At 72.5% G+C, this 26,011-nt stretch carries 27 protein-coding genes, 1 pseudogene and 1 riboswitch; of the genes and pseudogenes, 15 read left to right on the top strand and 13 right to left on the bottom strand.

Annotated features, from left to right (window positions below):
- Positions 1-41: 41 nt before the first annotated feature.
- A complete protein-coding gene (locus tag ACGFIE_RS18250) occupies positions 42-692 on the bottom strand; it encodes a copper resistance CopC family protein (RefSeq protein ID WP_393296007.1) in 651 nt (216 codons plus the stop codon).
- 221 nt (positions 693-913) lie between these two features.
- On the opposite strand from ACGFIE_RS18250, the gene ACGFIE_RS18245 reads away from it, so the two are divergent.
- Positions 914-1,576: a hypothetical protein gene (locus tag ACGFIE_RS18245; protein ID WP_393296005.1), complete on the top strand. Its 663-nt coding sequence runs from the start codon at positions 914-916 to the stop codon at positions 1,574-1,576.
- A 166-nt stretch (positions 1,577-1,742) separates the two neighbouring features.
- Here ACGFIE_RS18245 and ACGFIE_RS18240 read toward each other — a convergent pair whose 3' ends face one another.
- Complete coding sequence (locus ACGFIE_RS18240) at positions 1,743-2,078, bottom strand: hypothetical protein (protein WP_393296003.1); 336 nt, start codon at positions 2,076-2,078, stop codon at positions 1,743-1,745.
- Between the two features lie 105 nt (positions 2,079-2,183).
- Positions 2,184-2,723, bottom strand: coding sequence for a hypothetical protein (locus ACGFIE_RS18235; RefSeq protein ID WP_393296001.1), 540 nt, complete (start codon positions 2,721-2,723; stop codon positions 2,184-2,186).
- A gap of 199 nt (positions 2,724-2,922) precedes the next feature.
- Here ACGFIE_RS18235 and ACGFIE_RS18230 point away from each other — a divergent pair, with 199 nt between their 5' ends.
- The 7 genes and pseudogenes from ACGFIE_RS18230 to fabF all read left to right on the top strand — a co-directional run bounded on the left by ACGFIE_RS18230 (position 2,923) and on the right by fabF (position 9,668).
- Positions 2,923-4,125 (top strand): sensor histidine kinase, encoded by a 1,203-nt coding sequence (locus ACGFIE_RS18230; protein ID WP_393295999.1) that lies wholly within the window; start codon positions 2,923-2,925, stop codon positions 4,123-4,125.
- Positions 4,122-4,823 (top strand): response regulator, encoded by a 702-nt coding sequence (locus ACGFIE_RS18225; protein WP_393295997.1) that lies wholly within the window; start codon positions 4,122-4,124, stop codon positions 4,821-4,823. Before ACGFIE_RS18230 ends, ACGFIE_RS18225 begins: the two co-directional genes overlap by 4 nt.
- An 80-nt stretch (positions 4,824-4,903) precedes the next feature.
- Entirely contained in the window at positions 4,904-6,169 is a 1,266-nt protein-coding gene (locus ACGFIE_RS18220; protein WP_393295995.1) for a PucR family transcriptional regulator, read from the top strand.
- 78 nt (positions 6,170-6,247) lie between these two features.
- A pseudogene (locus ACGFIE_RS18215) lies at positions 6,248-7,165 on the top strand (ACP S-malonyltransferase); the annotation flags it as partial.
- Positions 7,166-7,170: 5 nt separating this feature from the next.
- Positions 7,171-8,115 (top strand): beta-ketoacyl-ACP synthase III, encoded by a 945-nt coding sequence (locus ACGFIE_RS18210; RefSeq protein ID WP_393295993.1) that lies wholly within the window; start codon positions 7,171-7,173, stop codon positions 8,113-8,115.
- A gap of 84 nt (positions 8,116-8,199) precedes the next feature.
- Entirely contained in the window at positions 8,200-8,439 is a 240-nt protein-coding gene (locus ACGFIE_RS18205; RefSeq protein ID WP_007463517.1) for an acyl carrier protein, read from the top strand.
- A gap of 2 nt (positions 8,440-8,441) precedes the next feature.
- Positions 8,442-9,668, top strand: a complete 1,227-nt coding sequence (gene fabF / locus ACGFIE_RS18200) for a beta-ketoacyl-ACP synthase II (RefSeq protein WP_363683390.1) — start codon at positions 8,442-8,444, stop codon at positions 9,666-9,668.
- 92 nt (positions 9,669-9,760) lie between these two features.
- On the opposite strand, the gene ACGFIE_RS18195 is transcribed toward fabF, so the two are convergent.
- The 3 genes from ACGFIE_RS18195 to ACGFIE_RS18185 all read right to left on the bottom strand — a co-directional run bounded on the left by ACGFIE_RS18195 (position 9,761) and on the right by ACGFIE_RS18185 (position 12,382).
- The gene (locus tag ACGFIE_RS18195; protein WP_393295991.1) at positions 9,761-9,979 is read right to left on the bottom strand and encodes a hypothetical protein; all 219 of its coding nucleotides are present in this window, start codon (positions 9,977-9,979) and stop codon (positions 9,761-9,763) included.
- Between the two features lie 91 nt (positions 9,980-10,070).
- Entirely contained in the window at positions 10,071-11,804 is a 1,734-nt protein-coding gene (locus ACGFIE_RS18190) for a glycoside hydrolase family 3 protein (protein WP_393295989.1), read from the bottom strand.
- 86 nt (positions 11,805-11,890) lie between these two features.
- Positions 11,891-12,382, bottom strand: coding sequence for a DUF3145 domain-containing protein (locus ACGFIE_RS18185; RefSeq protein WP_363683396.1), 492 nt, complete (start codon positions 12,380-12,382; stop codon positions 11,891-11,893).
- A 307-nt stretch (positions 12,383-12,689) separates the two neighbouring features.
- On the opposite strand from ACGFIE_RS18185, the gene ACGFIE_RS18180 reads away from it, so the two are divergent.
- Positions 12,690-13,019 carry a hypothetical protein gene (locus ACGFIE_RS18180; RefSeq protein ID WP_266244844.1) on the top strand — a complete coding sequence of 110 codons (330 nt, stop codon included), beginning with the start codon at positions 12,690-12,692 and terminating at the stop codon, positions 13,017-13,019.
- A 73-nt stretch (positions 13,020-13,092) separates the two neighbouring features.
- On the opposite strand, the gene ACGFIE_RS18175 is transcribed toward ACGFIE_RS18180, so the two are convergent.
- The gene (locus ACGFIE_RS18175; RefSeq protein ID WP_393295987.1) at positions 13,093-13,716 is read right to left on the bottom strand and encodes a carbonic anhydrase; all 624 of its coding nucleotides are present in this window, start codon (positions 13,714-13,716) and stop codon (positions 13,093-13,095) included.
- Between the two features lie 150 nt (positions 13,717-13,866).
- Here ACGFIE_RS18175 and ACGFIE_RS18170 point away from each other — a divergent pair, with 150 nt between their 5' ends.
- From ACGFIE_RS18170 to ACGFIE_RS18155, 4 genes are all read left to right on the top strand, one after another.
- Positions 13,867-14,811 carry an alpha/beta fold hydrolase gene (locus ACGFIE_RS18170; RefSeq protein ID WP_393296395.1) on the top strand — a complete coding sequence of 315 codons (945 nt, stop codon included), beginning with the start codon at positions 13,867-13,869 and terminating at the stop codon, positions 14,809-14,811.
- A gap of 107 nt (positions 14,812-14,918) precedes the next feature.
- Positions 14,919-17,036: a HelD family protein gene (locus ACGFIE_RS18165; protein ID WP_393295985.1), complete on the top strand. Its 2,118-nt coding sequence runs from the start codon at positions 14,919-14,921 to the stop codon at positions 17,034-17,036.
- Between the two features lie 107 nt (positions 17,037-17,143).
- Entirely contained in the window at positions 17,144-18,061 is a 918-nt protein-coding gene (locus ACGFIE_RS18160) for a cation diffusion facilitator family transporter (protein ID WP_393295983.1), read from the top strand.
- 142 nt (positions 18,062-18,203) lie between these two features.
- Positions 18,204-18,335, top strand: a riboswitch (cyclic di-AMP (ydaO/yuaA leader).
- 5 nt (positions 18,336-18,340) lie between these two features.
- Positions 18,341-19,408: a coiled-coil domain-containing protein gene (locus ACGFIE_RS18155; RefSeq protein ID WP_393295981.1), complete on the top strand. Its 1,068-nt coding sequence runs from the start codon at positions 18,341-18,343 to the stop codon at positions 19,406-19,408.
- Positions 19,409-19,448: 40 nt separating this feature from the next.
- On the opposite strand, the gene ACGFIE_RS18150 is transcribed toward ACGFIE_RS18155, so the two are convergent.
- The gene (locus ACGFIE_RS18150) at positions 19,449-20,036 is read right to left on the bottom strand and encodes a TetR/AcrR family transcriptional regulator (RefSeq protein ID WP_393295979.1); all 588 of its coding nucleotides are present in this window, start codon (positions 20,034-20,036) and stop codon (positions 19,449-19,451) included.
- Positions 20,037-20,115: 79 nt separating this feature from the next.
- On the opposite strand from ACGFIE_RS18150, the gene ACGFIE_RS18145 reads away from it, so the two are divergent.
- Positions 20,116-21,036 carry an alpha/beta fold hydrolase gene (locus tag ACGFIE_RS18145; protein ID WP_393295977.1) on the top strand — a complete coding sequence of 307 codons (921 nt, stop codon included), beginning with the start codon at positions 20,116-20,118 and terminating at the stop codon, positions 21,034-21,036.
- A gap of 30 nt (positions 21,037-21,066) precedes the next feature.
- On the opposite strand, the gene ACGFIE_RS18140 is transcribed toward ACGFIE_RS18145, so the two are convergent.
- The 4 genes from ACGFIE_RS18140 to ACGFIE_RS18125 all read right to left on the bottom strand — a co-directional run bounded on the left by ACGFIE_RS18140 (position 21,067) and on the right by ACGFIE_RS18125 (position 24,595).
- A complete protein-coding gene (locus tag ACGFIE_RS18140; RefSeq protein WP_393295975.1) occupies positions 21,067-21,774 on the bottom strand; it encodes a DUF998 domain-containing protein in 708 nt (235 codons plus the stop codon).
- Between the two features lie 80 nt (positions 21,775-21,854).
- Positions 21,855-23,075, bottom strand: coding sequence for a low temperature requirement protein A (locus ACGFIE_RS18135; RefSeq protein WP_393295973.1), 1,221 nt, complete (start codon positions 23,073-23,075; stop codon positions 21,855-21,857).
- Between the two features lie 100 nt (positions 23,076-23,175).
- On the bottom strand, positions 23,176-23,766 hold the full coding sequence (locus tag ACGFIE_RS18130; protein WP_393295971.1) for a TetR/AcrR family transcriptional regulator: 591 nt from the start codon (positions 23,764-23,766) through the stop codon (positions 23,176-23,178).
- Complete coding sequence (locus ACGFIE_RS18125; protein ID WP_393296393.1) at positions 23,759-24,595, bottom strand: alpha/beta fold hydrolase; 837 nt, start codon at positions 24,593-24,595, stop codon at positions 23,759-23,761. Before ACGFIE_RS18125 ends, ACGFIE_RS18130 begins: the two co-directional genes overlap by 8 nt.
- A gap of 241 nt (positions 24,596-24,836) precedes the next feature.
- On the opposite strand from ACGFIE_RS18125, the gene ACGFIE_RS18120 reads away from it, so the two are divergent.
- The gene (locus ACGFIE_RS18120; RefSeq protein WP_393295969.1) at positions 24,837-25,352 is read left to right on the top strand and encodes a hypothetical protein; all 516 of its coding nucleotides are present in this window, start codon (positions 24,837-24,839) and stop codon (positions 25,350-25,352) included.
- Positions 25,353-25,545: 193 nt separating this feature from the next.
- Here the strand turns inward: ACGFIE_RS18120 and ACGFIE_RS18115 are convergent, their stop codons facing one another.
- Positions 25,546-26,010: an SRPBCC family protein gene (locus ACGFIE_RS18115; protein WP_393295967.1), complete on the bottom strand. Its 465-nt coding sequence runs from the start codon at positions 26,008-26,010 to the stop codon at positions 25,546-25,548.
- Position 26,011: the final 1 nt, after the last annotated feature.

Genomic DNA, 26,011 nt, shown 5'->3' with positions numbered 1-26,011 from the left:
GGGCCCGGCGGTGCGCCGCCGGGCCGGCGTCGATCGGGTGATCAGCGCGCCCGGTTCCTGCGGCGCAACACCAGGCCGGCGGCGAGGGCGGCGAGCAGCACCAGGCCGCCGAGCGCCCAGAGCCACCAGCGGCCGCTGGATTCGGACCGAACCGAGGGTGCTGGCACAACGGACGCCAGTGCGCTGCCCGTCGGCGCCGACGACGGCGAGCCCGCCGGAGCGGCCGCCGGGCCGGTACCAGCGGCCGAAGGGCTGACGGTAGGAGCGACGCCGCCGGCCGACGGCGAGGCGGACGGGTCGGCGGCGGTGCCGGTGGTGAGGGTGAACCGGACCTCGCCCTTCACCGGGTGGCCGTCACCAGAGGCCACCTGGTAACCGACGATGTAGAGCCCGGCCGCACCGGGCGTGAACGGCACGCGCACCCGACTGCCGTCGAAGGTCGGCCGCCCTCCGGCGACCACATTGTCCGGCCCGGTTATTGTGATCTTCGTCGTAGCGGGGGCCGGCTTGGCCAGGAACCGAAGCTCGACCCGGGCGGGCGCGGTGGCCACCCGGGCACCGTCGCGCGGATTGCTGCCGGTCAGCGAGTTGTGCGCGGCGGCCGGTGTCGCCGGGGCCAACAACGACACACCGAACGCCACACCGAGCACCGCTGGCACGACCCGCGCCAATCGTGTAACCCTGCCCCCCATGAACCCCTCCGTAAGGGTACGATCCGCCCGCTGATCAAAACAGCTCCTCATTAGTCGAGCAGAGATCGCAGATAGTTCCAAATACTGTTCCACTTGCTGCAATTCATCGACGTTCTGCGGAGTCTGTGAGAGTGGGCCCGACCGCCCGGTCGGTGTCGTCACCGGCCGACCGACCCGGACGTCACGACGAAGCCATCCATCGAACGGGGCGAGGAGGCGGGATGGTCCGACAGATGAGGCGCTGGGCCGCCGTGCTGGCGGGCACGCTGGCGGCGACAGTGCTGGCGCTCGGTGTCGCCGGCCCGGCCAGCGCGGCGCCGAAGCCGGCACCCAAGCCGGCACCCGCCGGTGTGGACATCACCGGCGAAGGGCTGACCGAGCCGCTGCGGCTCCGGTCGGACACCCAGCCCGCGCACGTGGTGGCTGTCGTCGACCAGGTCAACTTCTTCGCTCGTACCGGCATGCCGACCGGGCCGAAGGCGGCCGGCCTCGGTCCGAAGTACACGGTCGTGGTGCTCGCCGGCGAGACGCCGAAGCAGACGTACGACCTCTACCCCAAGGCTGCCGGTGGGCCGCGCGTCTACCGACCGGCCAAGCAGCCGGACGGCCGCAAGACCAGCGCCGGCTGGTTCCTCGGCCGGCTCAGCATGTCCGAGACGCTGCGCACCGCCGGAGTGCCGCTGGAGCGGCAGTTCGACACGGTCAGCGGCGGCGTGGGCGGCGGCGAGCGTGTCCTCCCGGAGGACACGATGGACCCTGCCCGGGACATCGACGAGGCGCTCGGCGAGTTGCAGCGACTGCTGCTGCTCAACGTCGCGGTGATGCTGACCATCACTGTCGGTCTCGCCGGGATCGCCCTGCTGATCCGCCGCCGGACCCGCTGACCTCAGGCGGCCAGCCGGACCAGCCGTCGTGCGGTGAGCGTCAGCCGTGCGGTCGGCACCAGCCGTGCGGTGAGCGTCAGCCGTGCGGTCGGCACCAGCCGTGCGATTGGCACCAGCCGGCGCGGGTCAGCACCAGCCGGCGCGGGTCAGCACCAGCCGGCGCGGGTCAGCACCAGCGGCGCGGCGGGCGTTCCCGGCGGCTGGCCCGCTGACGCGGCCGCACCGGGCCGTGTCGATGCGCCCCGGCCCATCCGGGCAGCTCGCTGCGACAGCCGGTGACGTCGTCCGGCTCGGCGGGCGGGACCGGCTCGGTGGCCCGCTGGCGTGGCACGGCCACGTCGTCGTCGCCCCGCTCGGAGGCACGGCCGCCTGTCGACTCCGCCGGGTGCGTCGGTGCCCCGCCGACCGGCCGGCGGGGCTTGCCAGCCGCCTGCGGGTCGTGGTGCCCCAGCCGGCAGGGCTCGCCCTGGGCGCAGCCGTGCTCGGCCTCCCCGTGCGCCATCCCCGGTCTCCTCACGCTCGCACTCACGCGCGGGGGCGCTCCCCCCGACGTGCCCTGCCACCGTACTGGCCGGGACCGACGGGCTGTGCACGGCGTACCCCCGGGTCAGCGCTTCGGGCGGCGAGGAAACAGGGTCTCCCAGACCGGGAAGGCGACCAGCCAGATCACGAGGGCGACGGTGAGCTTGTGGATCCAGCCCACCAGCCCGCGCGTCCGTTCGGCGTCGTCGACCCACAGGATGGCGGCACCGAGCAGGCCGCAGGCGATGATCCAGCCGAGCAGTGCCTTGGCCCACTCACGCCACTCGTAGCGGGTGCGCGCCCAGCCGTAGCGGGGCGGCCGCACCGGTGGCGGGCCGCCCGCGAACCGGTGGGCGAAGCGCTGGTCCGCCCAGCGCACCATCGAGTGCCCGAAGGCCACCGAGAAGCCGAGATAGGCGGCGGCGAGACCGTGACCGACGCCGGCGGTCGCGCCGCGGCGCAGGTCGATCACCGACGCGGCGAGCAGTGCCAGATCGACAAACGGCACGCAGAGCAGCAGCGCCGCGCCGAGTCGTGGCCGGCGCAGCGGATACCGGGCCACCAGTCCGGCGCCGAGCAGCACCCAGAACGCGATCTCACAACCGATGATCACTGCGACCACCATGGCGACCTCCCCGACGACGCCACAAGCGTCACCGATCGGCGGGGCTCGAACCTCGACGTCGGAGAGGAGATCGCGGTCATCCCTTCGACGGACCGGCCGGCCCGCCGCGCTCCACGTACCTCTTTCGGCGCATCTCGCCGCCGCAAGCCTCCTTCCCCGGTCGGAGTCGGAGGGCCGACGGTTGTGGTGGGATCGGGGCATGCGACCGCCACCGTGGCTCGGCTCCGGCACGGCCGGCCGCGACCTCACGCTTGCCGGCGCGTCGCTGATCGGCGGCCTGGTGCTGTACGGCCTGGGCATGCAGCCACAGATCATCCCGCACCCGGACGTGCCGCAGGCGCTGTTCCTGGCGCCCCTGCTGGCGGTGTGTGTGGCCGTCGGCCTGCGTCGGGTCTCGCCACGCGCCAGCCTGGCGGTGGGGACCGGGGCGCTCGTGGTGGACACGGCGCTGGGCAACTCGCTGGGCACGGTCGTGGTCTACACGCAGGTGCTCTACGACGCCTGCGTGTACGGCCCGCCCCGGCTGTGGCGGTGGCTGCTGGGGATCACCGGAACGCTGAGCGTGATCGGGACGGTGGTCGGTGTGCTCGGCTTCGGGCAGTGGCGCGGGGCGGCGGTCGGGGTGCCGGTGGTGCTCGCCGGGCTGCTGCCGGTGCTGACCGGGATCAGCGTGCGGCAGTACCGCGACCAGGCTGCCGCCGAGCGGGCACGGGCCGAGCAGACCGCCCGGCTGGTCGAGCTGGACCGCCGGCAGGCGGTCGGCGCCGAACGGGCCCGGATGGCCCGGGAACTGCACGACGTGGTCGCCAACCACCTGAGCGCCGTGGCCATCCACGCCACCGCGGTGCTGTCCGTTCCCGGGCTGGAGCGGGGCCAGGTGGAGTCGGCGCTACGGGTCATCCGGGAGAGCAGCGTGCAGGGCCTGGCCGAGATGCGGCAGATGATCGAGCTGCTGCGCGAGCCGAACGCTGGCGACCCGAGCGCGGCGGGCACCCTCGACGCGACGCCGGAGACGGTGGCGGCGCGGCTCGTCGAGGCGGACGGCCTGGTCGAGCGGATCCGGGCCGCCGGCCTCGCGGTACGGGTGCACACCGACGGCACACCGGGTCCGCTGCCGGTGTCGGTGGACCTCGCCGCGTACCGGATCGTGCAGGAGTCGCTGACCAACGCCCTCAAGCACGGCACGGGCGAGGCGGAGCTGACGATCGTGTACCGGCCGGCCGAGGTGGTGCTGACGGTGGAGAATCCGGTGCGGTCGGACGGGTCGGGGCTGCCGGGCGCCGGGGCCGGGCTGATCGGGATGCGGGAGCGCGCGGCGCTGCTGGCCGGCCGGTTCAGCGCCGGGCCGCACGACGGCCGCTGGCAGGTCCGCGCCGCGCTGCCGACCGGGGAGGGCGGGTGAGCGGGCCGGGACTGGACCCGGGCGGCGACGCGAGCGGGGCGACGGCGGTACGGGTGGTGCTCGCGGACGACCAGCCGGCGGTACGGGCGGGGCTGGCCCTGATCCTGGGCGGGTCGCCGGGCATCGAGGTGGTCGGCGAGGCGTCCGACGGCGACGAGGCGGTCCGGCTGTGCCGGGAGGCGCGTCCCGACGTGGCGGTGCTGGACGTGCGGATGCCACGCCTCGACGGGATCGCCGCGACCAGGGCGATCGTCGCCGACCGGCTCGCCGACGTACTGATGCTGACGACCTTCGACCTGGACGAGTACGTCTTCGGCGCGCTGCGCGCCGGAGCGTCCGGGTTCCTGCTCAAGGACACCGACGCGGCCGGACTGGTCGCGGCGGTGCACACGGTGGCGCGCGGCGAGGGGTTCATCGCCCCCACGGTGACCCGGCGTCTGATCGCCGCCTTCGCGGCCACCGCGCCCGGCGCGTCGGCGGCCACCCGGGCCGCGCTGGCCACGCTGACCCCCCGCGAACGCGACGTGCTGGCCTGCCTCGGCCTGGGCCTGTCCAACCAGCAGATCGCCGACCGGCTGGTGCTGGCGGAGAGCACCACCAAGACACACGTGAGCCGGATCCTCGCGAAGCTGGACCTGCGCAGCCGGGTACAGGCCGCCATCCTGGCGCAGGAGCTGGGTCTGCCCGCGCCGCCGTGACCCTGCGCCGGGCCGGCCGTCCAGGCCCGCCGACCGGTGCCGGCGTGGATGGCCTGCTCACGACGTGTCAGGCTAGGGCGGTGAGTACGCCCGACGGTGGGGAGTTGGCGGCCACGCTGCGCCGGATCGAGCGTTCGGCGGGAGCGCTGGCCACCGCCAGCGTGGCCCGGATGGACGAGACGCTGCCCTGGTTCCGCGCCCTGCCGGCCGACCAGCGCTCCTGGGTGATGCTCGTGGCCCAGGCGGGCGCCCGGTCACTTGTGCAGTGGCTGCGCGACGGTGGCGGCACGGCGGACAGCACCCAGGAGGTCTCCGACGAGGTGTTCGACGCGGCGCCGCAGGCACTGGCCCGGTCGATCACCCTTCAGCAGACCGTGGCACTGATCAAGGTGACCATCGACGTCGTCGAGGAGCAGGTGTCGCAGCTCGCCGCCGAGGGTGAGGAGCAGTTGCTGCGCGAGGCGGTGCTGCGCTTCTCCCGGGAGATCGCGTTCGCCGCCGCCCGGGTGTACGCGCGGGCCGCCGAGTCGCGCGGCGCGTGGGACGCCCGGCTGCAGGCCCTGCTTGTCGACGCGCTGCTGCGCGGCGACTCGCCGGACGTCCTGGCGAGCCGGGCCGCCGCGCTGGGCTGGGCGGACGCGCCGCCGGTCGCGGTGGCGGTCGGCCGTTCCCCCGGCGGGGAGGTCTCCGCCGTACTGCACGTGGTGTACCGGCAGGCGCGGCGGATCGGCGTCGAGGTGATCGGCGGGGTGCACGGTGACCGGTTGGTGATCGTGCTGGGCGGCGCGGCGGATCCGCTGAGCGCCACCGGCAAGCTGCTGGACGCGTTCGGTGACGGGCCGGTGGTGGTCGGTCCGGCCGTACCCAGCCTGGACGAGGCGACGGAGTCGGCGCGGGCCGCGCTGTCCGGTTTCCGGGCGGCGCCGGCGTGGCCGACCGCCCCCCGGCCGGTGCCGGCCGCGGACCTGTTGCCGGAGCGGGCTCTCGCCGGCGACGCGGAGGCGCGTCGCCGGCTGCGCCACGACGTGTACGCGACGCTTGTGCGCGCCGGTGGCGAGTTGCTGGAGACCCTGGACGCCTTCCTGGCCGCCGGTGGCACTCTGGAGAGCGCGGCGCGGGCGCTGTTCGTGCACCCGAACACGGTGCGGTACCGGCTGCGCAGGATCGCCGAGGTGACAGGCTTCTCGCCGCTGTCGCCCCGGGACGCGTTCGCGCTCCAGGTGGCGTTGACTGTCGGTCGGCTGGATCCGGTGGTCCCGGTGGTCACGGCGGTTCCGACCCAGACATTGACCCCGGCCGCCCGGAAATCCCCCCAAAGCAGCGATGATCCCCGCCGATCTTTGTGAGAAACCTCCAAAGGTTCTAGTGCGGTTTGGTCGGCCTCGGCACAGCGCTACCCACTCGTATCCGGGAGAGTCATAGGCGTGCTCGCCGTACTTAGTCCCGGCCAGGGTTCCCAGAAACCCGGCTTCCTGACCCCCTGGCTCGACCTGACCGGCACCGAGGCGCGACTGCGCGACTGGTCGGCGTTGGCCGGGGTCGACCTGCTGCACCTGGGCACCACCGCCGACGCCGACGAGATCAGGGACACCGCCCGGACCCAGCCTCTACTTGTCGCCGCGGCGTTGCTCGCGGCCGAGCACCTGCCGCTCGACGGCGTCGCGCTCACCGCCGGCCACAGCGTCGGCGAGTTGGGTGCCGCCGCCCTGGCCGGTGTGCTGTCCGCCGACGCGGCGATCACCCTGGCCGGCGTACGCGGCCGGGAGATGGCCGCCGCGTGCGCGCTGGAGTCGACCGGAATGGCCGCGGTGCTCGGCGGTGACCCCGACGAGGTGATCGCCGCGATCGAGGCGAACGGGCTGTACCCGGCCAACCGCAACGGCGCCGGGCAGATCGTCGCCGCGGGCGCCCTGGACGGGCTCGACAAGCTCGCCGCCGAGCCGCCCACCCGGACCCGGATCATCCGACTCCAGGTGGCCGGCGCGTTCCACACCCCGTACATGGCTCCGGCCGAGACCGCGCTCGCCGCGGAGGCTGCCCGGATCACCCCCGCCGATCCGGCTCGAACCCTGCTGTCGAACCTCGACGGCACCGCTGTCGACAACGGTGCCGCCATGGTGCAGCGCCTCGTCCGTCAGGTCACCGCGCCGGTGCGCTGGGACCTGTGCATGCGCACGCTGGCCGACCTCGGTGTCACCGGCGTGATCGAGCTGCCCCCGGCCGGCACCCTCGCCGGCCTGGTCAAGCGGGAACTCAAGGGCGACGGCGCCCCGGAGATCGTCACCCTCAACACCCCGGACGACCTACCGGCCGCACGGGACCTGATCGCCCGTATCGGAGGTCGTTCATGACTGGCAGTCGCATCGTCTCGATGGGGCACTACCAGCCCTCCCGGGTGGTGACCAACGACGACATCGCCCAGCTCGTGGACACCAACGACGAGTGGATCCGAGACCGGGTGGGCATCGTCAGCCGGCGGATCGCCGACGGCGAGACGGTTGCCGACATGGCCGCCGCGGCCGCCGGCAAGGCGCTGGCCAACTCGGGGCTCAGCGCCTCCGACATCGACCTGGTCGTGGTCGCCACCTGCTCCTCGATCGACCGCAGCCCCAACGTGGCCTGCCGGGTCGCCGCCAAGCTGGGCATCGCCGCGCCGGGCGCGTTCGACGTCAACACCGCCTGCTCGGGCTTCGCGTACGCCCTGGGGACCGTGGACCACGCCGTGCGGGCCGGGGCGTCGCGCAACGCGCTCGTCATCGGCGCCGAGAAGCTGTCCGACTTCACCGACTGGACCGACCGCTCCACCTGCATCATCTTCGGTGACGGCGCGGGCGCCGCGGTGGTCACCGCCACCGCCGACGACGAGCCGGCCGGCATCGGCCCGGTCGTCTGGGGCTCCGTGCCGGAGAAGAGCGACGCGGTCCGCATCGAGGGCTGGCGCCCGTACATCCAGCAGGAGGGGCAGGCGGTGTTCCGCTGGGCCACCACCGCTATCGCGCCGCTGGCCCTGCAGGCGTGCGAGCGGGCCGGGGTCGACCCGTCGGAGCTGGCCGCGTTCGTGCCGCACCAGGCCAACGCCCGGATCATCGACGGAATCGCCAAGCGGCTCAACATCCCCGACGCGATCATCGCGAAGGACATCGTCGAGTCCGGCAACACGTCGGCGGCGAGCGTGCCCCTGGCCCTGTCGAAGCTGGTCGAGCGTCGGGAGGTGCCCTCGGGCGCCCCGGTGCTGCTGTTCGGCTTCGGCGGTGGCCTGACCTACGCCGGTCAGGTCGTGCGCTGCCCCTGAACCCCCTCGGACGCGTACGCGTCGAGGAGCGGCGGTCGGCGACGCCGGCCGCCGGAGAACCCCCTATGAGAGGAACCAACCGCAATGACCCGTGACGAGATCACCACCGGCCTCGCCGAGATCCTCGAAGAGGTTGCCGGGGTGAACCCGGACGACGTGGCCGAGGGGAAGTCCTTCACCGACGACCTCGATGTCGACTCGCTCTCCATGGTGGAGGTCGTGGTGGCCGCCGAGGAGAAGTTCGGCGTCAAGATCCCGGACAACGAGGTGCAGAACCTCAAGACCGTCGGGGACGCCGTCAGCTTCATCGAGGCGCAGTCCTGATCATGAGTCGTCCTGACGTCGTCGTCACCGGGCTCGGCGCGACGACCCCGCTTGGCGGGGACGTCGCGTCGACCTGGGACGCCATGCTCGCCGGCCGCTCCGGGGTGAGTGCCCTCACCCAGGAGTGGGCCGCGCAACTGCCGGTCCGGATCGCCGCCCAGTTGGCCGTGGAGCCGTCCGAGGTGCTGGACCGGGTCCGGCTGCGCCGGCTCGACCGCTCCGAGGCGATCGCGATCATCGCGGCGCAGCAGGCCTGGGCGGACGCCGGCCTCGCCGGTTCCGACCTCGACGGGGAGCGGTTGGCCGTCAGCGTCGGCTCCGGCATCGGCGGCGCCACCACCCTGCTCGCCCAGGACGACATCCTGGAGGCCTCCGGGCCACGGCGGGTCTCCCCGCACACGATCCCGATGCTGATGCCGAACGGTCCGGCCGCCTGGGTGGGGCTGGAGCTGGGCGCCAAGGCCGGGGTGCACTCGATGGCCAGCGCCTGCGCCACCGGCGCCGAGGCCATCGCTCTGGGCCTGGACATCATCCGCTCCGGCCGGGCCGACGTGGTGGTGGCCGGCGGCACCGAGGCGGTCATCCACCCGCTGCCGATCGCCGGCTTCAGCTCGATGCGGGCCATGTCGACCCGCAACGACGAGCCGGAGCGCGCCTCCCGCCCGTGGGACCGGGGCCGCGACGGCTTCGTCCTCGGTGAGGGCGCCGGGATCCTGGTGCTGGAGCGTGCCGAGCACGCCGCGGCCCGGGGTGCCCGGGTGTACGCGCGTCTCGCCGGCGCCGGCATCACGTCCGACGCGTACGACATCGTGCAGCCGCACGCCGAGGGTGAGGGCGCCATCCGGGCCATCGCCAAGGCGATCGCGGACGCGGACGTGGCCAAGCAGGACATCGTGCACGTCAACGCGCACGCCACGTCGACGCCTGTCGGTGACATGCTGGAGATCGGCGGGCTGCACAAGGCGCTCGGCGACCACCCGGTGCTGTCCGCGACGAAGTCGATGACCGGTCACCTGCTCGGTGCGGCCGGCGCGCTGGAGTCGATCGCCACCATCCTGGCGATCCGCGACAGCGTCGTCCCCCCGACGATCAACCTGGACGACCCGGAGCCCGGTCTCACCCTGGACGTCGCCGCGCACAAGGCACGCCACATGGAGATCCCCGCCGCGCTGAACAACGCGTTCGGCTTCGGCGGCCACAACGTGGCGCTCGTCTTCGCACGTCCCTGACCCCGGCGGTACGAGACGGCAGCGGTCCGGAAACGGCTGCGCTGCGCGCATTACCGAAGGGCCCCCTCTGGTGAGGGGGCCCTTCGGCACGTTCAGCCCCGGTTGCGGGGGTGCTGCTTGGCGGTGCGTTCGTTGCCGTGGCGGTAGTTGCCGGTCCAGCGCGCCATCACCAGTTGCGGGTCGTCGTCGACCTCGGCGAGGAACTCCGCCGCCCGGGCGCCGCGCAGCGTGCCCGCCAACCGGCCGTGATGCGTGATCACCACCGTCCCGTCGGCACGCCTGTCGTACCGGAAGCCCTGTGCGGTTGTCATGCGACGAGGCTGCCAGGCCGGTGCCGTCCGGGGCGAGGCGATTTCCGGCCGACGACAGACCGGCCGGGCGCGGGCAGACCTGCCGGACTGCTCAGGCGCCGCAGGTCGTGGCGGGCAGGCCGGACACGGCCACCGGCGACCGGCCGGCCGGGCGGGCCTTGCCGGCCAGCACAGCGGCCAGCGCGGTCATCGACGCCCGGCTGGAGGAGTACGTCGCCAGCAGCGTCGGCGACGTCGCCTTGGCCAGCACGTACGGGGTGTCCATGGCGACGGTGACCGCCGCGTCGGCGCGCAGGTCGCTGTCGCCGTCGCCGTAGCCGACCAGGTGCACCACTGTCCCGCCGCTCGGCTTCACCTTCACGCCGGCCTTGGTCAGCGCGGCGGTGAGCGCCGCCCGGGTGGCGTCGCGGCCACCGGAGGAGGTGACGGTGACGGGTCCGCGTACCGCGCCGCCGCAGGCGCCCCGCAGCACGGTGACCGCGCCGGCGGCCAACGCCTCCGCCGCCGCCCGGTGCGCCGGGGTGTTGAGCGTGGACATCGGCTCGGTGGGGGCCGCCGCCAGCCGGAACTTCATGGTGAGCACCCGGGTGACCGCCTCGACCAGCCGGGCCCGGGGCAGCGACCCGCCGCGCAGGGCGGCGAGCAGCCCGTCGTACGCCTGGCCGACGTTCGGGGTCATGAGGATCAGGTCGTTGCCGGCGTTCAACGCCCGGACGGCGGCCTCGCCGGGCGCCCAGCGTTTCGCCGGCGGCATGTTCATCCCGTCGGTGATCACCACGCCCTTGAAGCCGAGCTGGCCGCGCAGCACGTCGGTGAGCAGCTTGTGGGAGAAGGTCGCCGGGGTGCCCGGGTCGATGGCCTGCGCGTCCAGGTGGCCGGACATCACGGCCATCGCGCCCGCCTCGAAACCGGCGGTGAACGGCGGCCACGCGCCGCGCTCCAGCTCTGCCGCGGACTGGGTGAGCACCGGCAGGTCCTTGTGCGAGTCGTCGGCGCTGTGGCCGTGCCCCGGGAAGTGCTTCAGGGTGGCGGCCACGCCGCTGGCCTGCAGGCCCCGGACCGCGCCGCCGACCTGGGCGGCGGCCTGCTTCGGGTCGGCGCCGAACGACCGGGAGCCGATCACCGTGCTGCGGGTGGCCAGCACGTCCGCCAGCGGGGCGAAGTCGACGTTTATGCCCATGGCGGCGAGTTCGGCGCCGGCGGCCCGCCAGGCGGCCTCGGTCAGCTTCGGGTCGCCGGCCGCGCCGGCGGCGAGCGCGCTGGGCAGGATGGTGACCCCGTCGGTGACCCGGGTGACCACGCCGTACTCCTGGTCGGTGCCGATCAGGAAGGGCGCCGGGCCGGCGGCCAGCCGCCCGGCGGCGCCCCGCAGCCCGGTGGTCAGCTCGTGGACCTGCTTCGGGTTGTCGACATTTGTGGTCTCCTGGTTGCCCTTGGTCGGGTCGTCGGCGCTGAAGCCGACCAGGATAAGCCCGCCGAGCCGGTACTTGGCGATCATCTCGGCGGGGGTGTCGACGCCGGCGAGGGCCTGGTTGCCGGCCGCGGAGCCGGCCGAGACCTTCGTGGCCGAGTCGCCGTACGCGTACGGCATCAGCACCTGCCCGACCAGGTCCTCGTCGGAGAGCGTGGCGACCAGGGCGGAGGCCCGCGCGGCCGGATCGTCGGCCGGGGTCGCGGCGGGAGCGCTCGGGGCCGCCGAGGCGCCTGTCGGACCGGGCGTCGGGTCGGGCCGGTCCGGGGTGCCGGAGCAGCCGGAGACGAGCAGGGCGGTCAGGGCGGCGACGGCGACACCGGCGTGTCGCGGGCGAATCGGCACGTAGCCCATCCCACCAGCTTCCCCCTTATCGGGGCAACTTGACCTTACCGGTCGCAGCGCCCACCAGCGCCTGGCCAGCGGGCCGGTGGCCGAGGTCAGCCGACGCGGGTGAGCAACGTCACCGGCGCCCCGTCCCCGGCGTACCGGTAGGGCTCCAGATCAGCATCCCACGCCGTGCCGAGTGCCTTGTCCAGGGCGTGTGACAGCGCCTCCGGGGCCCGGGCGGAGGCCATCAGGGCCCGCAGCCGGTCCTCGCCGAGCTGGATGTCACCGGCCGCGCCGACGGTGGCCCGGAACAGGCCACGGGCGGGCACGTACATGAAGCGCTCACCGTCGGTGCCGGGACTCGGCTCCTCGGTGACCTCGAAACGGATCATGGGCCACTGCCGGAGGGCAGCAGCCAGCTCGGCGCCCGTTCCCGGACGGCCGGTCCACCCGCACTCGGCCCGGCGGGCGCCGGGATCGACGGGCTGAGCCGTCCACTGCAGGTTGACCGGCGCGGCTAGGACGCGCGCGATCGCCCACTCGACGTGCGAGCACACGGCGAGCGGGGTCGAGTGGACGTATACGACGCCACGCGTTGGCACGGTGACCTCCCGGAGAGCGAGGTGCGTCTTCCCCTACGACCTCGTTCACCCGAGTGGTTGCTGCAACACATGATGACTTGTGTGACGGATGGTGCGCCAGGGAATCGGAAAAAACGCCTCCCGGAATAGCCGGACGGGTGGTCTCCGTTGCCTCTCAGGACACCGCGACGACCAGCCTGATGTCGTGGTCCTGTACAGTTCCATCGGCGGCTTCTGCCGCGTTACACCTTCGCGGGCCGACTCCGTGTCACCCGCACACAGCCCCCGGACGTCCAGTCCTCCCGTACGTCTTGCAAGGAGTACCTCCGTGGCGAGCAACACCTCTAAGACCGCGCGCGCGTCCGTCCGGGCCGGCCAGGCTGGCCAGGGTGGCGCCCTCAGCGTGCTGGGCGAGTTCAAGTACCTCATCCCGCTCAACGGCGGCAAGCACGCCTACGTGCGCAACCTGACCAACGGCAAGACCGCGCACCTGCGCACCGACTCCGACGCCTTCGTCGAGGAGATCCGGGTGCTGGCCGCCGCCGGCCACGCCGCCAAGATCCGGGCGGAGATCAACAACCTGGCTACCGTTCACCCGAACGACGGCTGGGAGGCCACCGAGAAGCGTCTGGTCGCGGCCGGCGTCTTCGAGGGCTGAGCCCCTCCCCCCACCACAGCACCACCCGAACCGCCCGCCGGGAGTTCCCGGCGGGCGGTTTCGCGTCCAGGATTCAGGCCGGTTCGAGCAGCTCGACCTCGCCGGTGGCCAGGTCGTAGAGGCCGCCCACCGCCGCCACCCGGCCAGCCGCGACCGGCCCGGCCAGCAGGTCGTCCTCGCGCAGCACGTCTACCGTGCGTCGAACGTGTCGGCGGATCGCCAGCGGGAGCACCGCTGGATCGTCGAGCCCGGCCTCGATGACCGCCGGGGCGATCTCGTCGACCAGGTGGGCCAGCGAACCGCCGGGCCGCTCCCCCGTGCGCAGCGCGTCCACCGTGGCACCCACCGCGCCGCACCGCTCGTGTCCGAGGACCAGCACCAGCGGTACGCCGAGCTGACCGACCACGTACTCGATGGAGCCGCACACCGCACGGTCGAGCACGTGCCCACCGGTACGGATCACGCAGATCGCGCCGAAGGTCTGGTCGAAGATCGCCTCCAGCGGCACGCGCGAGTCGATGCAGCCGAGCACCACCGCGTACGGCTGCTGGTCGCCGGACGCGGCCGCCGCCGCTGCGGTGACGTCGTGGCCGTGCACGGGTTGGCCGCTGACGAAGCGCCGGTTGCCGGCGAGCAGCTCGGCGAGCGCGGCGCGAGGCGTACCGCCGGCCTGCCGCCCCTGCCCCGCCACCTCCATGTCGTTCAGCTTGGCTCGCCGTCGACGGTCACGGGCGGGGTCCGGAATGTTCGCCCCGGCGCGATTGGCGGGGTCTCCTGGCGGGTAGCCGGTGTGTTACCGCCGGGTATCACGGTGCCGGTGGTGCCGGAACGGCTCGGGGAGGTGACGATGCCGGAGCGGTTCGAGGTCGGTATGCCCGACGGCGTACGGCTGCACGTGGAGACCACGGGACCGGCGGACGCCCCGGTCACGGCCGTCCTGCTGCACGGCTGGACGCTGGACGGGCGCAGCTGGCACCGGCAGCTCGCCGCGCTCACCGCCTCGTTCGGCGACGCGGTGCGGGTGGTCACCTACGATGCGCGCGGCCACGGCCGATCGAGTTGCATGGCGTTGCCCACAGCCACCCTGGCCCAGCTCGGCGACGATCTGGCCGCCGTCCTCGACGCGGTCGCGCCGACCGGCCGGGTGGTCCTGGTCGGGCACTCGATGGGCGGAATGACGATCATGGAGTACGCCCACCGCCACCGGGCGCACTTCGCCGCCCGTACGGCCGGCCTGGTCTTCGTCTCGACCACGGCCGAGGGGCACACGCACACCGTCTACGGGCTCTCGCCGCGCATCGCCCGGCTGATCCGGCTCGCCGAGACGACGGGCGCCGGCGTCCTGGCCCGGTGCGGCTCGTGGCGCGCGCCCCGGGCGCTGTTGAACGCGTTGCAGCCGAGCATCCGGTGGATGCTCTTCGGCGACCGCTGCGATCCCTCCGACATCCGCCTGGTGACGTCGGCGGTGGCCCGCGCCTCGCTGCGCTCGATCGGTGGCTTCCGCGCCTCGATCGGCGCCCAGCACCGGCTGGACACCCTCACCGCGCTGGCCCACCTGCCGGCGGCCGCCCTGGTCGGTGACCGGGATCGGCTGACGCCGCCGCCGTGCGCCGAGTCGATAGCCGCCGCCCTGCCGGCCACCGAGCTGACCGTCTGCCCGGGCGCCGGCCACATGCTGATGATGGAGCGCCCGGACGAGGTGAACGCCGCGGTGACCGGCGTACTGGGTCGAGTGCTCGCCGCGTCGACCCCGGACGGACGCGACGCGCGCGCCGCCGGGACCTGTCGCTGAGCGCGTTCCCGCACCTCGGGCGCGGAGGGTCGGGCCGGGGGCCGTACCCTTCTGCGGTTGGCCCGCGCGGTTCGCGCCGCTTGCCGGCGACATCGAAGGAGCGTGCGTTGACCGACCAGACCGCCCTGGAGCAGGAGATCGCCGTCGAGCAACGGCACCTCGACCGGGTGTACGCCCGACTGGCCGAGCTGCGCCAGTCCGCGGTTCGGGCCGAACGGGACGGCTACCGGATGGCGCGGGTGGGCACGTTCGGGGCGCTTGTCGAGCGCGACGCGATGGTCTTCCACGCCGCGCAGCGGCGGCACACCCTCGACGCCGAGCACGAGGGACTGGTCTTCGGTCGTCTGGACCTGCGCGACCGGCAGGTGCTGCACGTCGGGCGGCTCGGCATCCGCGACGAGGACGCCACCACGCTTGTCGTCGATTGGCGCGCTCCCGCCGCCTCCGCGTTCTACCAGGCCACCCCGGCGCAGCCGCTGGGGGTGGTGCGTCGTCGCACCATCCAGTCCCGCTCTGAGCGGGTCACCCGGATCGAGGACGACCTGTTGGACCCGACCGCCGCCCCGGAGGGGATGACCGTGGTCGGTGACGGCGCGTTGCTGGCCACCCTCTCGCGAGCCACCGGTCGGGGCATGCGCGACATCGTGGCGACGATCCAGCGGGAGCAGGACGAGGCGATCCGGTCGCCCGGCTCCGGGGTGACGATCGTCGCGGGCGGGCCGGGCACCGGCAAGACGGCGGTCGCCCTGCACCGGGCGGCCTTCCTGCTCTACTCCGACCGCAGCCGGTACGCCGGAGGCGGCATCCTGGTCGTCGGGCCGTCCACCGTCTTCGTCGAGTACATCGCCTCGGTGCTGCCCTCGCTCGGTGAGGACACGGCGACCCTGCATTCGCTGGGTTCCCTCTTTCCGGGCATGACCGCCACCCGCACCGACCCGCCCGAGGTGGCGGCGGTGAAGGGCTCGCTGCGGATGCGCCGGGTGCTGGAGCGCGCCGTCCGGGACGCGGTGCCGGGCGGCCCGGGTGAGCTGCGACTGCTCTACCGGGGGACGCTGCTGCGGCTGGACCGGGCCGAGCTGGACCGGATCCGGGACCGCGCGCTGCACCGCGGCGCCCGGCGCAACGAGGTCCGTCGGGCCGGCTTCGACGGGGTGTTCGCCGCGCTCTGGGCGCAGGCCCGTGCGGTCGGCATCACCCGGCTGCCGGAGCAGCGGGCCTTCGAGGGCGAGATCGCCGAGCGGGCGGAGTTCCGGGAGTTCCTCAAGGCGTGGTGGCCGCGCCTGCACCCCCGGCACGTGCTCGGCTGGCTGGCTCGACCGGAGCGGCTGCGTCGGTACGCCAGCGGTATCCTCTCCGGCGCGGAGATCCGGTTGCTCACCGCGGCGTACCAGAGCCTGGACACCGCAGGTCTGACCATCGCGGACGTGGCGCTGCTCGACGAGTTGGACGCGCTGCTCGGTAAGCCGCTGCAACCGGCGCGGGCCCGCCGCGACCCCTTCCAGCTCGCGGGCGGAGTCCGGGAACTGAGCACCGCCAACGACCGGCAGCGGGCCGCCCGGGCGGCGGCCCGGGAGCGGCCGGAGGACTACCGGGAGTACGCGCACGTGGTGGTGGACGAGGCGCAGGACGTCTCGCCGATGCAGTGGCGAATGGTGGGACGGCGTGGCCGTCTGGCCTCCTGGACGGTGGTGGGTGACCCGGCGCAGACGGCGTGGACCGGTGATCCGGAGGAGCTGACCCGCGCCCGGGACCAGGCGCTGGGCCGGCGCAAGCGGCACGATTTCACGCTCACCACCAATTACCGCAACTCGGCGGAGATCTTCGCGGTGGCGGCGGCGGAGATTCGCCGGCTCTATCCGGACCTGTCGCTGCCGACGGCCGTCCGCTCCACCGGGATCGATCCGGTCGAGCTGGTGGTGCCGCCGGCCGGGCTGGAGACCGCGATCCTGGAGGCGGCGACCGGCCTGCTGGCCGAGGTGGACGGCACGGTCGGGGTGATCACGCCGGTCACCCGCCGCGACGAGGTCGCCGGTTGGCTCGGCACGCTCGGCGCGACGCGCCTGCAGGTGGTGACCAGCCTGGAGGCCAAGGGCATGGAGTACGACGGGGTGGTGCTGGTCGCCCCGAGCGAGATCCGGGCCGACCCGGGCTCCGGCGTCCGGACGCTCTACGTGGCGCTCTCCCGGGCCACCCAGCGGCTCACCACCATCGACCCGACCGGCTGACCTGCCCGTTGGCGGTGTCGGCGGTCGGACCCGCCCGTACAGTTGCATACATAGCGATGTGAGCATACATTTGACCGGGTCCCGGGTGGCGACGGAGGGTGGATCTCGTGGGAGCAGGTCATGACCACCACCACGCCTCGGTCGCCAACGCCGCCCACCAGCACCGGGGCCGCCTCTGGGCCGCGTTCGGGCTGCTCGCCACCCTGATGGTGGTCGAGGGTGTGGCCGCCTTCCACACCGGCTCGCTCGCCCTGCTCTCCGACGCCGGGCACATGTTCACCGACGTGCTCGGCATCGGGATGGCGCTCGCCGCGATCACCGCCACCCGACGGGCCACCGGCGACCCACAGCGCACCTTCGGGCTCTACCGCCTCGAGGTGCTCGCCGCCCTGGCCAACGCCGTCCTGCTCTCCGGGGTGGCGGTCTACGTGGTGATCGAGGCGATCGGCCGGTTCGGCGACCCCCACGAGGTGCTGACCGGCCCGATGCTCGCGGTGGCCGTCCTCGGCCTGCTCGCGAACCTGGGCGCGTTCGCGCTGCTGCGCGCCGGCGCCCGGGAGAGCATCAACCTCCAGGGCGCCTACCTGGAGGTGCTCGGCGACCTGCTCGGCTCGCTCGGCGTGATCGGCGCGGCGCTGCTCATCGCGGTCACCGACTGGTGGTGGGCCGATCCGCTTGTCGCGGTCGCCATCGGCGTGTTCATCCTGCCGCGCACCTGGCGGCTGGGGCGTGCCGCCGTCCGCATCCTGGTGCAGGCCGCCCCGGAACACCTCCAGGTCACCGCCGTGCACGACCGCCTGGCCACGGTGCCCGGCGTCGTCGAGGTGCACGACCTGCACGTCTGGACGCTCACCTCGGGCATGGATGTTGCCTCCGCACACCTGATCATGGCGCCCGGCGCGGAGGTCGGCGCGGTCCTCACCGCGGCGCGTACCGCCCTGCGGGAGGACTTCCGCATCGAGCACGCCACGCTGCAGATCGAGCCCGGGGCCGCCCCGGGTGCCTGCGGTTCGATCGAGTGGTGATCACGTTCGTGACGGACAGACCGTTTCGCCGTCATTTTCCGGTGATGGTGCGGACACCTTCCGTCACATCGACTGCACGCGTCCCACCTGTCCCGGTAGGCTCGGTCCCGGCCACCACCCGGCGGCGCCCTCCCGGCGCCGGTGGCGGCCGCCGCCTAATCACCCGAGAGGGCGAACCGGGGAACCATGTTCCTGGGGTGCATCCGCGTCAGCGGTAGGGATCTTCCGTCCCGAACCCGTCAGCTAACCCGGTCGGCGGCTGACGGAAGGACATGCGAAGTGGCACCAGCACGACCACCTGCCGCCCGACTCGCGGCACTGATAGTCATGATGGTCACCCTCGGCGTCGCGGTACCGATCGGCGCCGCCACCGCCGCTCCCCCCGGCGGCCTGCGGGCCGCCGCGGCGCCCGACGGCGACGAGGAGGGCGGCACCCCCGCGCTGCGAGCCCAACTCGAGGCCGCCAGCAAGGGCTACCTGGACGCCAAGCGCGCCCTGGACACCTCCGTCCAGCGGCAGCGGCAACTCGCGGCCAAGCTGAAGACCACCGAAGCCGAGATGACCGTACGCAGCGGCAAGGTCGGCGAGATCGCCGGCGTGGCGTACCGCACCGGCCGCCTCAGCACCGTCTCGGCGTTGCTCAACACCAACACCCCCGAGGGCTTCCTGGACCGGGCGGCCTCGCTGGACGTGGTGGCCGCCAACGAGGACCGGGTGCTGCGCGAGCTGCACGCCACCCGCGACGAGGCCAACCGCACCCGCCTCGCCCTGGACGGCGAGATCCGCGAGCAGCGCAAGCAGGTCGAGGTGATGGCCAAGCGCAAGGAGCAGGCCGAGCGGGCACTCACGGTCGCCACCAGCAAGCCGCGCACCACCGCCGCCGACACCAGCTCCAACCGGGGCACCTCCACCGCCAACGCCCAGCCCGCGCCGCGCAACTCCGACGGCTCCTGGCCGTCCGAGTCATGCAGCATCAACGACCCCACCCCGGCCAGCGGCTGCATCACCCCGCGCACCCTGCACGCCCTCAACCAGGCCAAGGCCGCCGGCTTCACCCACTACGTCTCCTGTCACCGCTCCGGCGGCTCCGGCGAACATCCCAAGGGTCGGGCCTGCGACTTCGCCGCGGCGAAGGGCGGGTTCGGCGGTGACGCCACAGGCGCCGACAAGACGTACGGCAGCAACCTGGCCGCGTACTTCATCCGCAACTCCGACCGGCTCGCCGTGCTCTACGTGATCTGGTACAGGCAGATCTGGCTGCCCAGCAGTGGGTGGAAGTCGTACAGCGGAGGCAACGGCGACCCGTCCAGCGACCACACCAACCACGTACACCTGTCGGTGTACTGAGAGCAGCGACGTTTGTCTGATGATGCGATCGCATCTTTACTCACGGTAGCGGCAGTGGCCTCCCGGCAGTGCGGCCGGCGGCTGCGGCGACGGTTGCCAGGTCGTCGCTCGAGAAGCCGGCGCGGCTCAGCACCGCAAGCGATTTGTTCGTCGCCAGCGTGCACAACGCCAGCTCTGCCGCCTCCCGCTCATCGGCCCCCGCCGCCCGCAACGCCTGCTGCAGCATCGCTCGCAAACCGTCGATCATGGCGCGAACCGTCGCCTGGCCTTCCGCGTCGAGAGCCGGGAACTGCGTTGCCGACACCGTGAGCAGGCAGCCGTCGGGCACCGTCGGGTCGGCGATGCGGTTCAGGGTGACCTGCAGGTACGCGGCCACAACCGCGCTCGGGCTCGGGTGGGGGCCGGACAACGCCTGCTCGTACAGCGGGTGGTAGGTCTGCGCGTACCGCTGCAGGCTTTTGCGGAAGAGGGTGCTCTTGTCGCCGAACGTGCCGTACAGCGAACCCCGACCCAGGCCCGTGCCCTCGGTCAGGCGGTCGATCGAGGCCTCCGAATAGCCCCAGCGCCAGAAGACATGCATCGCGCGTCGTAGCGCCTCGTCCACGTCGAACTGCTTGCGGCCCGCCATGGTCCGTGAGTCTACACATCTTGTAACGATCGTTCCAATGGTCTTGTACCGATCGTTCCATCATGCGTATGGTGCCGGCATGACAAACCTGAGTTCGCTGCAGTTGCCCGACGGGTTCGCCGAGGTCTTCACCAGCCGGCTGGTGGAGCTGGACGGGCTGCGGTTGCACGCGGTCACCGGCGGGGACGGCCCGCCGCTGCTGCTGGTCGGCGGGTGGCCGCAGACCTGGTACGCCTGGCGGGAAGTAATGCCCGCACTCGCCCGCGAGCACACCGTCGTCGCCGTCGACTCGCGCGGAGCCGGGCTCTCCGACAAGCCCGACGACGGTTACGACGCCGGCACACTGGCCGCCGATCTGGTCGCTCTGATGGCCGCGCTCGGGCACGACCGGTTCGACGTGGTCGGTCACGACATCGGCACGTGGACCGGGTACGCGCTGGCTGCCGACTACCCCGAGCGGGTGGGCCGACTCGCCGTCCTCGAAGCAATGATCCCCGGTCTCTCGCCCTCCCCGCCGGCCTTCAGCCCGGCGGCGGTCAATCAGAAACTCTGGCAGTTCGGCTTCAACCGGCTCACCGACCTGAACGAGGAACTGGTCCGGGGCCGGGAGCGACTCTTCTTCGGCTGGCAGTTCGCCACCAAGGCCGCCACCCCCACCGCGATCCCCGCCTACGCCGTCGACGTCTACGTCGACGCGATCGCTGCGGATCCTCGCGCGCTGCGGGCGAGCTTCGAGTACTACCGGGCGCTGGACGAGACGATCGCGCAGAACGAGCAGCGCAGCAGGACCCGGCTGACGCTGCCGGTGCTCGCCGTCGGTGGCGCGCTGTGGAGCGGCGCGAGCGCCGCCCAGACGATGCGGCTGGCGGCCGACGACGTCACAGGCGTTGTTCTCGACGGCTGCGGCCATTACCCCGCCGAGGAGCAGCCGGCGCGGTTCACCGCGATCCTGAAGGAATTCCTCGACGACAAGCCGGTAGCAGGCGTGCCGCACGGCTGACCCGTTCGTGGCACAGTCCCCCCGGACGGGTCAGTTGCCGGTGGATGCCGTGCCTGCGGATGCGCTGGTCGCGGCAACGCGTGGTACGCGAGAGTCGGCCCGGCTGCGGAGGAGTGCGATGGCGACGGCGACCTGCCAGATGACGATCGTGTAGACGGAGCCGCGTTCGATCGCCCCCGAGGGCAGGCCGGCACCGAAGGTGAGAAAGAGAGCGACCACGGAGACCAGGCCGAATGCTCCGACGACGAGGCCGACGAGGCCGATCAACCGCGTCTCGGGAGTCTTTCGCCAGTGGATGCCCAGGACGAGGGCAAGCACGTTCCCGCCCAGGATGGCAAGCGTCGCTCCGGTGAAGTGCAGGGCAAGCGTGCCGTTCTGCTGCGCCTGCAGGGAACCGTGGAAGGTTCCGACAAGGATGTAGCCGATCATGGTCACGACCCCCATCACGGCGGTGAAGGTTCGGGCCCGCCCGCTGATCGTCCGCGACAGCAGCACTGTGGCGATCCCGAAGAGGATGCCCTGGACGATGAAGCCGGAGTTCATCACGACGTGCAGCGGCGAGTCGAGTTCGCGGCCTTGGAACACCCCGGCCGTTGCGGATCCGAGGTCGCTGATCCAGTTGTCGGCGTAGCTGTAGCTGGGCGACTTCCACGCCGCGGCCGTGATCGCTTCGGCGGCGAGATAGATCGCCGGGCCCAGGAGGAAGGTGGCAGCGGCGAGGGGGCGGATCCTGCTCATGATGGGTTCCATTCCGTCTGGATTACTGATTGGTCGGTCAGATTCGAAGGGAGGGGCCCTTCCTGCCAGATCAGCCCCGATCAGCGTGACCCCAGTCGTCGTTCGAACCCGAGGTGGGCCAGGACGATCAGGGCCAGGTAGGCCACGAGCACTCGACCACTGACGGCGGTGGCGAGCAGGCCCAGCAACAGTGGGGCCGCGATGCCTGTGGTGACCCGTGAGATCGTCCTCGGCAGGTCGGAACTGTGGCTGGCGACGCCGGTGACCACGCCGAGGGTGAAGTAGGCAGCGACCGCTCCGCAGAGCAGCCAGCGACATTGGTCCGGCAGTGGGTCGGAGCCGTGCCTCACCACCAGGGAGAGCGGTACGGCGATGGTGGCGACGACGCCGGTGACCAGGCAGTGCAGGCCGAGGGCGGCGCGGGCGGGGATCCGGCCGGCGCGCAGGTGCGGCAGGCCGGCGTATCCGAAGACGACGGACAGGCCGAACAGGCCGGCCAGCAGCACGAAGGACGCGATTGCGGTGACCAGCAGGCCGAAGTCGTACCGCGCCTCGCCTGCCGCGGCGACGACCTGCACCACCGATTCGCCCAGCACGATGATCACGAAGAGCCCCAGCCGCTCGGAGAGGTGGGCCGGATCGACAGACACCCCGTGCATGACCGGTACCGTGCCGCCGGGGCCTCCTGATCGTGGCCGACGCCGAGTGCTTTTCCGCGCGGTGAGGTACGACTGGACCCGCTGGAGGATCCTGCTGCCGGACAGGACCAGGATCAGCAGTAGGTCGAGGCCGACTCCCACCGCCCAGAGCGCGAGCTTCCAGTGTTCGTCGACCCAGAGCGACGCGAACCAGGGCAGCAGTCCTGCCGAGTACTGCACCACCGGGAAGTCCAGCAGTACTTCGCCGCGCCGCCACGACTTGGACCCGTAGACGCGCGTGGCGATGTAGGCGACCGCGAAGACGTTGAGCGGACGGATGTCGCTGCCGTGCCCGAGCACGGTGTGCGCCACACCTGGCACGGACGCGGCCATGACCCCGAGGCCGAACATGCCGACCATCAGCCGCACCACGCGGGTCTGACCGGCGGCGACGTTGCCGTACAACATGAACGTCGTCCAGGACAGCCACAGAGCCAGGAACAGCAGTGCGTAGAGACCGAGCGCCGCGGCGTCCAGTTCGGACCCGAGCACGTGTGCCAGAGCGGCCACGCCGGCCACCGCCACGAGGTCGAAGAAGAGCTCGGCCCAACTCGCGTGCCGCTCGATCCTGGCGTCTCTGTGCTCTTCGTCGATGTTCACCATCGGCGGCCGCCGGGTGGTGGTGTCCGGGTGGTCGTGGGTGCCCGGGTGATGCTGATGTCGGTCCTCCGCGATGATGTGGTCGGGGTTCGTGGACGATCCGTCAGCCGGCGGGAGCGCTGCTCGTCGAGATGTCGCGCAGGCCACGGTCGAGAAAATCGACAATCCAGGTGAAGCTGTCGTCGACAGATGCGTCGAACTTGAACCCGCCGGCTGCCTCCAGGGTCGAGAACCCGTGCAGGACGCTGCGGAGCAGCCGCAGGGCGTGAATCTCCTGGCTGGAGTCCAGGTGGTAGCCGCGCAGCATGGCCGCCCAGGAGGCGACCACCCGTTCGACGGCGGGGATGATCGGGTCGTCGGGTCCGGTCTGGCGGGCGGCAGCATCGCCGGCCGCGTACTGCCCGGGGTGTTCCCGCACGTAGGTCCGCATCGCCTGCGCCCCGGCGGCGAGGGCATCGCTGCCGGCCCGGCCCTGGATGGCGTCGCGAATGGCGTCCGCGAAGTCGGCCATGGCCCGGACAGCGATGCGGTGGGCCAGGTCGGCCTGGCTGGTGACGTGTTTGTAGAGCGCGGGGGTCTTGACTCCGAGCCGTTCGGCGACCAGGCCCATGCTGAGGTTCTCGAAGCCGATCTCGTCGATCAGTGCGGCCGCGGCCTCGGTGACCGACAGCGGGGTCAGCCCGGCCCTAGGCATTCGCCAGCGTCTTGTCGAGGAAGGGCCGGGCCAGCGCCAGGACCTGATCCGGCGTCTGGGCGTGTGCGTAGTGGCCGGCACCCTCGATGACGACGAGCTCGCCGAGGCCCCTGGGCAGATCAGCGATGATCTTCTCGCCCTCGGCGCGGGGGTCGGCCCAGTCGGGGTCGAGGCTGCCCTCGATGACCAGGACCGGGCAGGTGACGTTGGCCAGCTGCGCGCCGGCATCGGCCGGGCTGGTCTTGCACATGGCCTGCAGAACCTTCATCCGGCCGGGCTCCGTCAGCTTCGCCTCGATGCGCGTCAGCTCGACGCCCCAGTCGGCGGGCTTGACCGGATACGCCACGTCGAGGTACTTCTTCCAGCTCGCCAGACTTCCCCGGACCATGACCTGCGCCATCTGGCTGTAACCGCTGCGGAAGCGCTTCACCCGCATCAACCCGCCGAGATCGAAGGGTTGTACGCGGGTGAACGGCGCCAGCTCGATGACACCGTTGATCAGATCGGGCGCGGTGGCTGCGGCGATGGTCGCCGCACCGCCACTGATCGACTGGCCGATGATCACGGCGGGGCCGCCGAGGTGACGCACGACCGCGACGAGGTCGCCCGCGATGTCGGTGCGGCTGTAGCCGTCCCAGCCGAGGCTGGAGTCGCCGCAGCCGCGGATGTCGACGTTGGCGACGCGGTACCCGGCGGCGGCCAGGGCCGGAGCGAGGAAACGGTAGGAGTGCCGGCTGTCGCCGATGCCGTGCGCCAGGACAACGAGCGGCCCTCGCCCGGACACCTCGTAGGCGAGGGTGTTGCCGGCGATGCTCAGGTACTCGGCCATGACGACCTCCACAGGGTTGGTTAACGGCGCTATCTTTAGGTTAATGGCGTTAACTTTGCGCGTCAAGCGACCTTCCTCGACGGTTCCCTCCCGCAGCCTGGTACTCGACCCGCCATCGACCACACCGGGTGCGGACGTTCACGTGATCTCGAGCGCCGGCACCGGGTACGTCAGCGGACGTACCCGGGACGTCGTCGGCGGTCGGACGACCCGGACGAGCCGGGCGAGGAGCATTTCCGGTATGCCGCGAATCCCGCCCACCACCCGCAAGGCGCTGCTCACCCTGCACCTGATCACCTCGCTCGGCTGGCTCGGAGCCGACCTGGTGCTGCTCACCCTCGGCATCGCGGCACTGCGTGGCGCCGACCCGGCCGTGGTCTACCCGGTCGCCGGGCTCGTCGGCACCGTGCTGTTCGCGCCGCTGAGCGTGCTCGTCTGGCTGGTCGGCGTCGCCAGCGCGCTGCTCACCCCCTGGGGGCTGGTGCGCTACCGGTGGGTGCTGGTCAAACTGGTGATCACCACGGTGATGGTCGGGCTGGTGCTGTTCCTGCTCACGCCGAATCTGCGGCACGCCAGCGCGCTGGGCGCCACGCTCCCCGCCCGGGACCGCGCCGACCTGGTGATCGCGCCCGCGGTGTCGACCAGCCTCATGATCATCGCGACCGTACTCTCCACCTACAAGCCCTGGGGCCGCCGCCCCGCCCGACCCGCAGGCGCGCGAAGCGCGCTGCCAGGTCGCGCAACAACAAGGAGGTAGTGGCCACCGCAGGGCAGGGACGCCACTACATCGAGGATCGAGCACGATCATGCCGCGAGACGGCGAGTGCCCCGGCGCGGCGGGCACGGGCACGGCACGGCACGGGCACGGGCACGGCGGACACGGCGCGGCACGGCGGCGATCGCGGCGCGGCGCGGCGGGTGCGACGGGCGGCGGGTGGGGCGCGGGTGGGTCAGGTCGGGGGTTGCTCGTGGGCGTTGTTCAGGGCCGCACCGAGGCGGGCCGCCAGGGCGAGGTGGGCCGCGCGGGCCTGACGGAAGGCGTACCGGAAGAGGGGTGTCGGGGCGCGCAGGGTGATGTCGACGTCGATCCGGACCAGGCCGTCCGGCTCGGCACGCAGGCGGGTGTGGTTGCGGACGGTGGTGGCCGGCCACTGGCGGGCCACCGTCACGATCTCGTCGGGCTCGCAGATCAACACGTCCGCCTGGTAGGTGGTGCGGAAGCGCAACGGCCCCGCCGCGAGCCTGTCGTTGATCGTGTAGCTGGCGCGGGCGCCCGGGCGGGGCGACACCCGGCGGACCCGCACGATCAACGGGTGCAGCTCACCCTGGCGGGTCAGGTCGCTCAGCAACGCCGCCGCCTCGGCGACTGAGCAGCGGGCCTGGACGGTGTAGCTGAAGGTATCGCTGCTGAGCACA

Source organism: Micromonospora sp. NPDC049275, assembly GCF_043197115.1.
In the GTDB taxonomy this organism is placed as follows: Bacteria; Actinomycetota; Actinomycetes; order Mycobacteriales; family Micromonosporaceae; genus Micromonospora.
Note: the sequence above shows the minus strand (reverse complement) of the source record. Positions and strands in the feature narration are given on the sequence as shown.

Coding starts and splice junctions, on each gene's coding strand:
- ACGFIE_RS18250 (WP_393296007.1), bottom strand. CDS start 692: ATGGGGGGCAGGGTTACACGATTGGCGCGGGTCGTGCCAGCGGTGCTC.
- ACGFIE_RS18190 (WP_393295989.1), bottom strand. CDS start 11,804: ATGGGCTACGTGCCGATTCGCCCGCGACACGCCGGTGTCGCCGTCGCC.
- ACGFIE_RS18120 (WP_393295969.1), top strand. CDS start 24,837: ATGCCGCGAATCCCGCCCACCACCCGCAAGGCGCTGCTCACCCTGCAC.
- ACGFIE_RS18195 (WP_393295991.1), bottom strand. CDS start 9,979: ATGACAACCGCACAGGGCTTCCGGTACGACAGGCGTGCCGACGGGACG.
- ACGFIE_RS18145 (WP_393295977.1), top strand. CDS start 20,116: ATGACAAACCTGAGTTCGCTGCAGTTGCCCGACGGGTTCGCCGAGGTC.
- ACGFIE_RS18230 (WP_393295999.1), top strand. CDS start 2,923: ATGCGACCGCCACCGTGGCTCGGCTCCGGCACGGCCGGCCGCGACCTC.
- ACGFIE_RS18235 (WP_393296001.1), bottom strand. CDS start 2,723: ATGGTGGTCGCAGTGATCATCGGTTGTGAGATCGCGTTCTGGGTGCTG.
- ACGFIE_RS18135 (WP_393295973.1), bottom strand. CDS start 23,075: ATGGTGAACATCGACGAAGAGCACAGAGACGCCAGGATCGAGCGGCAC.
- ACGFIE_RS18240 (WP_393296003.1), bottom strand. CDS start 2,078: ATGGCGCACGGGGAGGCCGAGCACGGCTGCGCCCAGGGCGAGCCCTGC.
- ACGFIE_RS18125 (WP_393296393.1), bottom strand. CDS start 24,595: ATGGCCGAGTACCTGAGCATCGCCGGCAACACCCTCGCCTACGAGGTG.
- ACGFIE_RS18205 (WP_007463517.1), top strand. CDS start 8,200: ATGACCCGTGACGAGATCACCACCGGCCTCGCCGAGATCCTCGAAGAG.
- ACGFIE_RS18170 (WP_393296395.1), top strand. CDS start 13,867: ATGCCGGAGCGGTTCGAGGTCGGTATGCCCGACGGCGTACGGCTGCAC.
- fabF (WP_363683390.1), top strand. CDS start 8,442: ATGAGTCGTCCTGACGTCGTCGTCACCGGGCTCGGCGCGACGACCCCG.
- ACGFIE_RS18175 (WP_393295987.1), bottom strand. CDS start 13,716: ATGGAGGTGGCGGGGCAGGGGCGGCAGGCCGGCGGTACGCCTCGCGCC.
- ACGFIE_RS18245 (WP_393296005.1), top strand. CDS start 914: ATGGTCCGACAGATGAGGCGCTGGGCCGCCGTGCTGGCGGGCACGCTG.
- ACGFIE_RS18150 (WP_393295979.1), bottom strand. CDS start 20,036: ATGGCGGGCCGCAAGCAGTTCGACGTGGACGAGGCGCTACGACGCGCG.
- ACGFIE_RS18140 (WP_393295975.1), bottom strand. CDS start 21,774: ATGAGCAGGATCCGCCCCCTCGCCGCTGCCACCTTCCTCCTGGGCCCG.
- ACGFIE_RS18210 (WP_393295993.1), top strand. CDS start 7,171: ATGACTGGCAGTCGCATCGTCTCGATGGGGCACTACCAGCCCTCCCGG.
- ACGFIE_RS18130 (WP_393295971.1), bottom strand. CDS start 23,766: ATGCCTAGGGCCGGGCTGACCCCGCTGTCGGTCACCGAGGCCGCGGCC.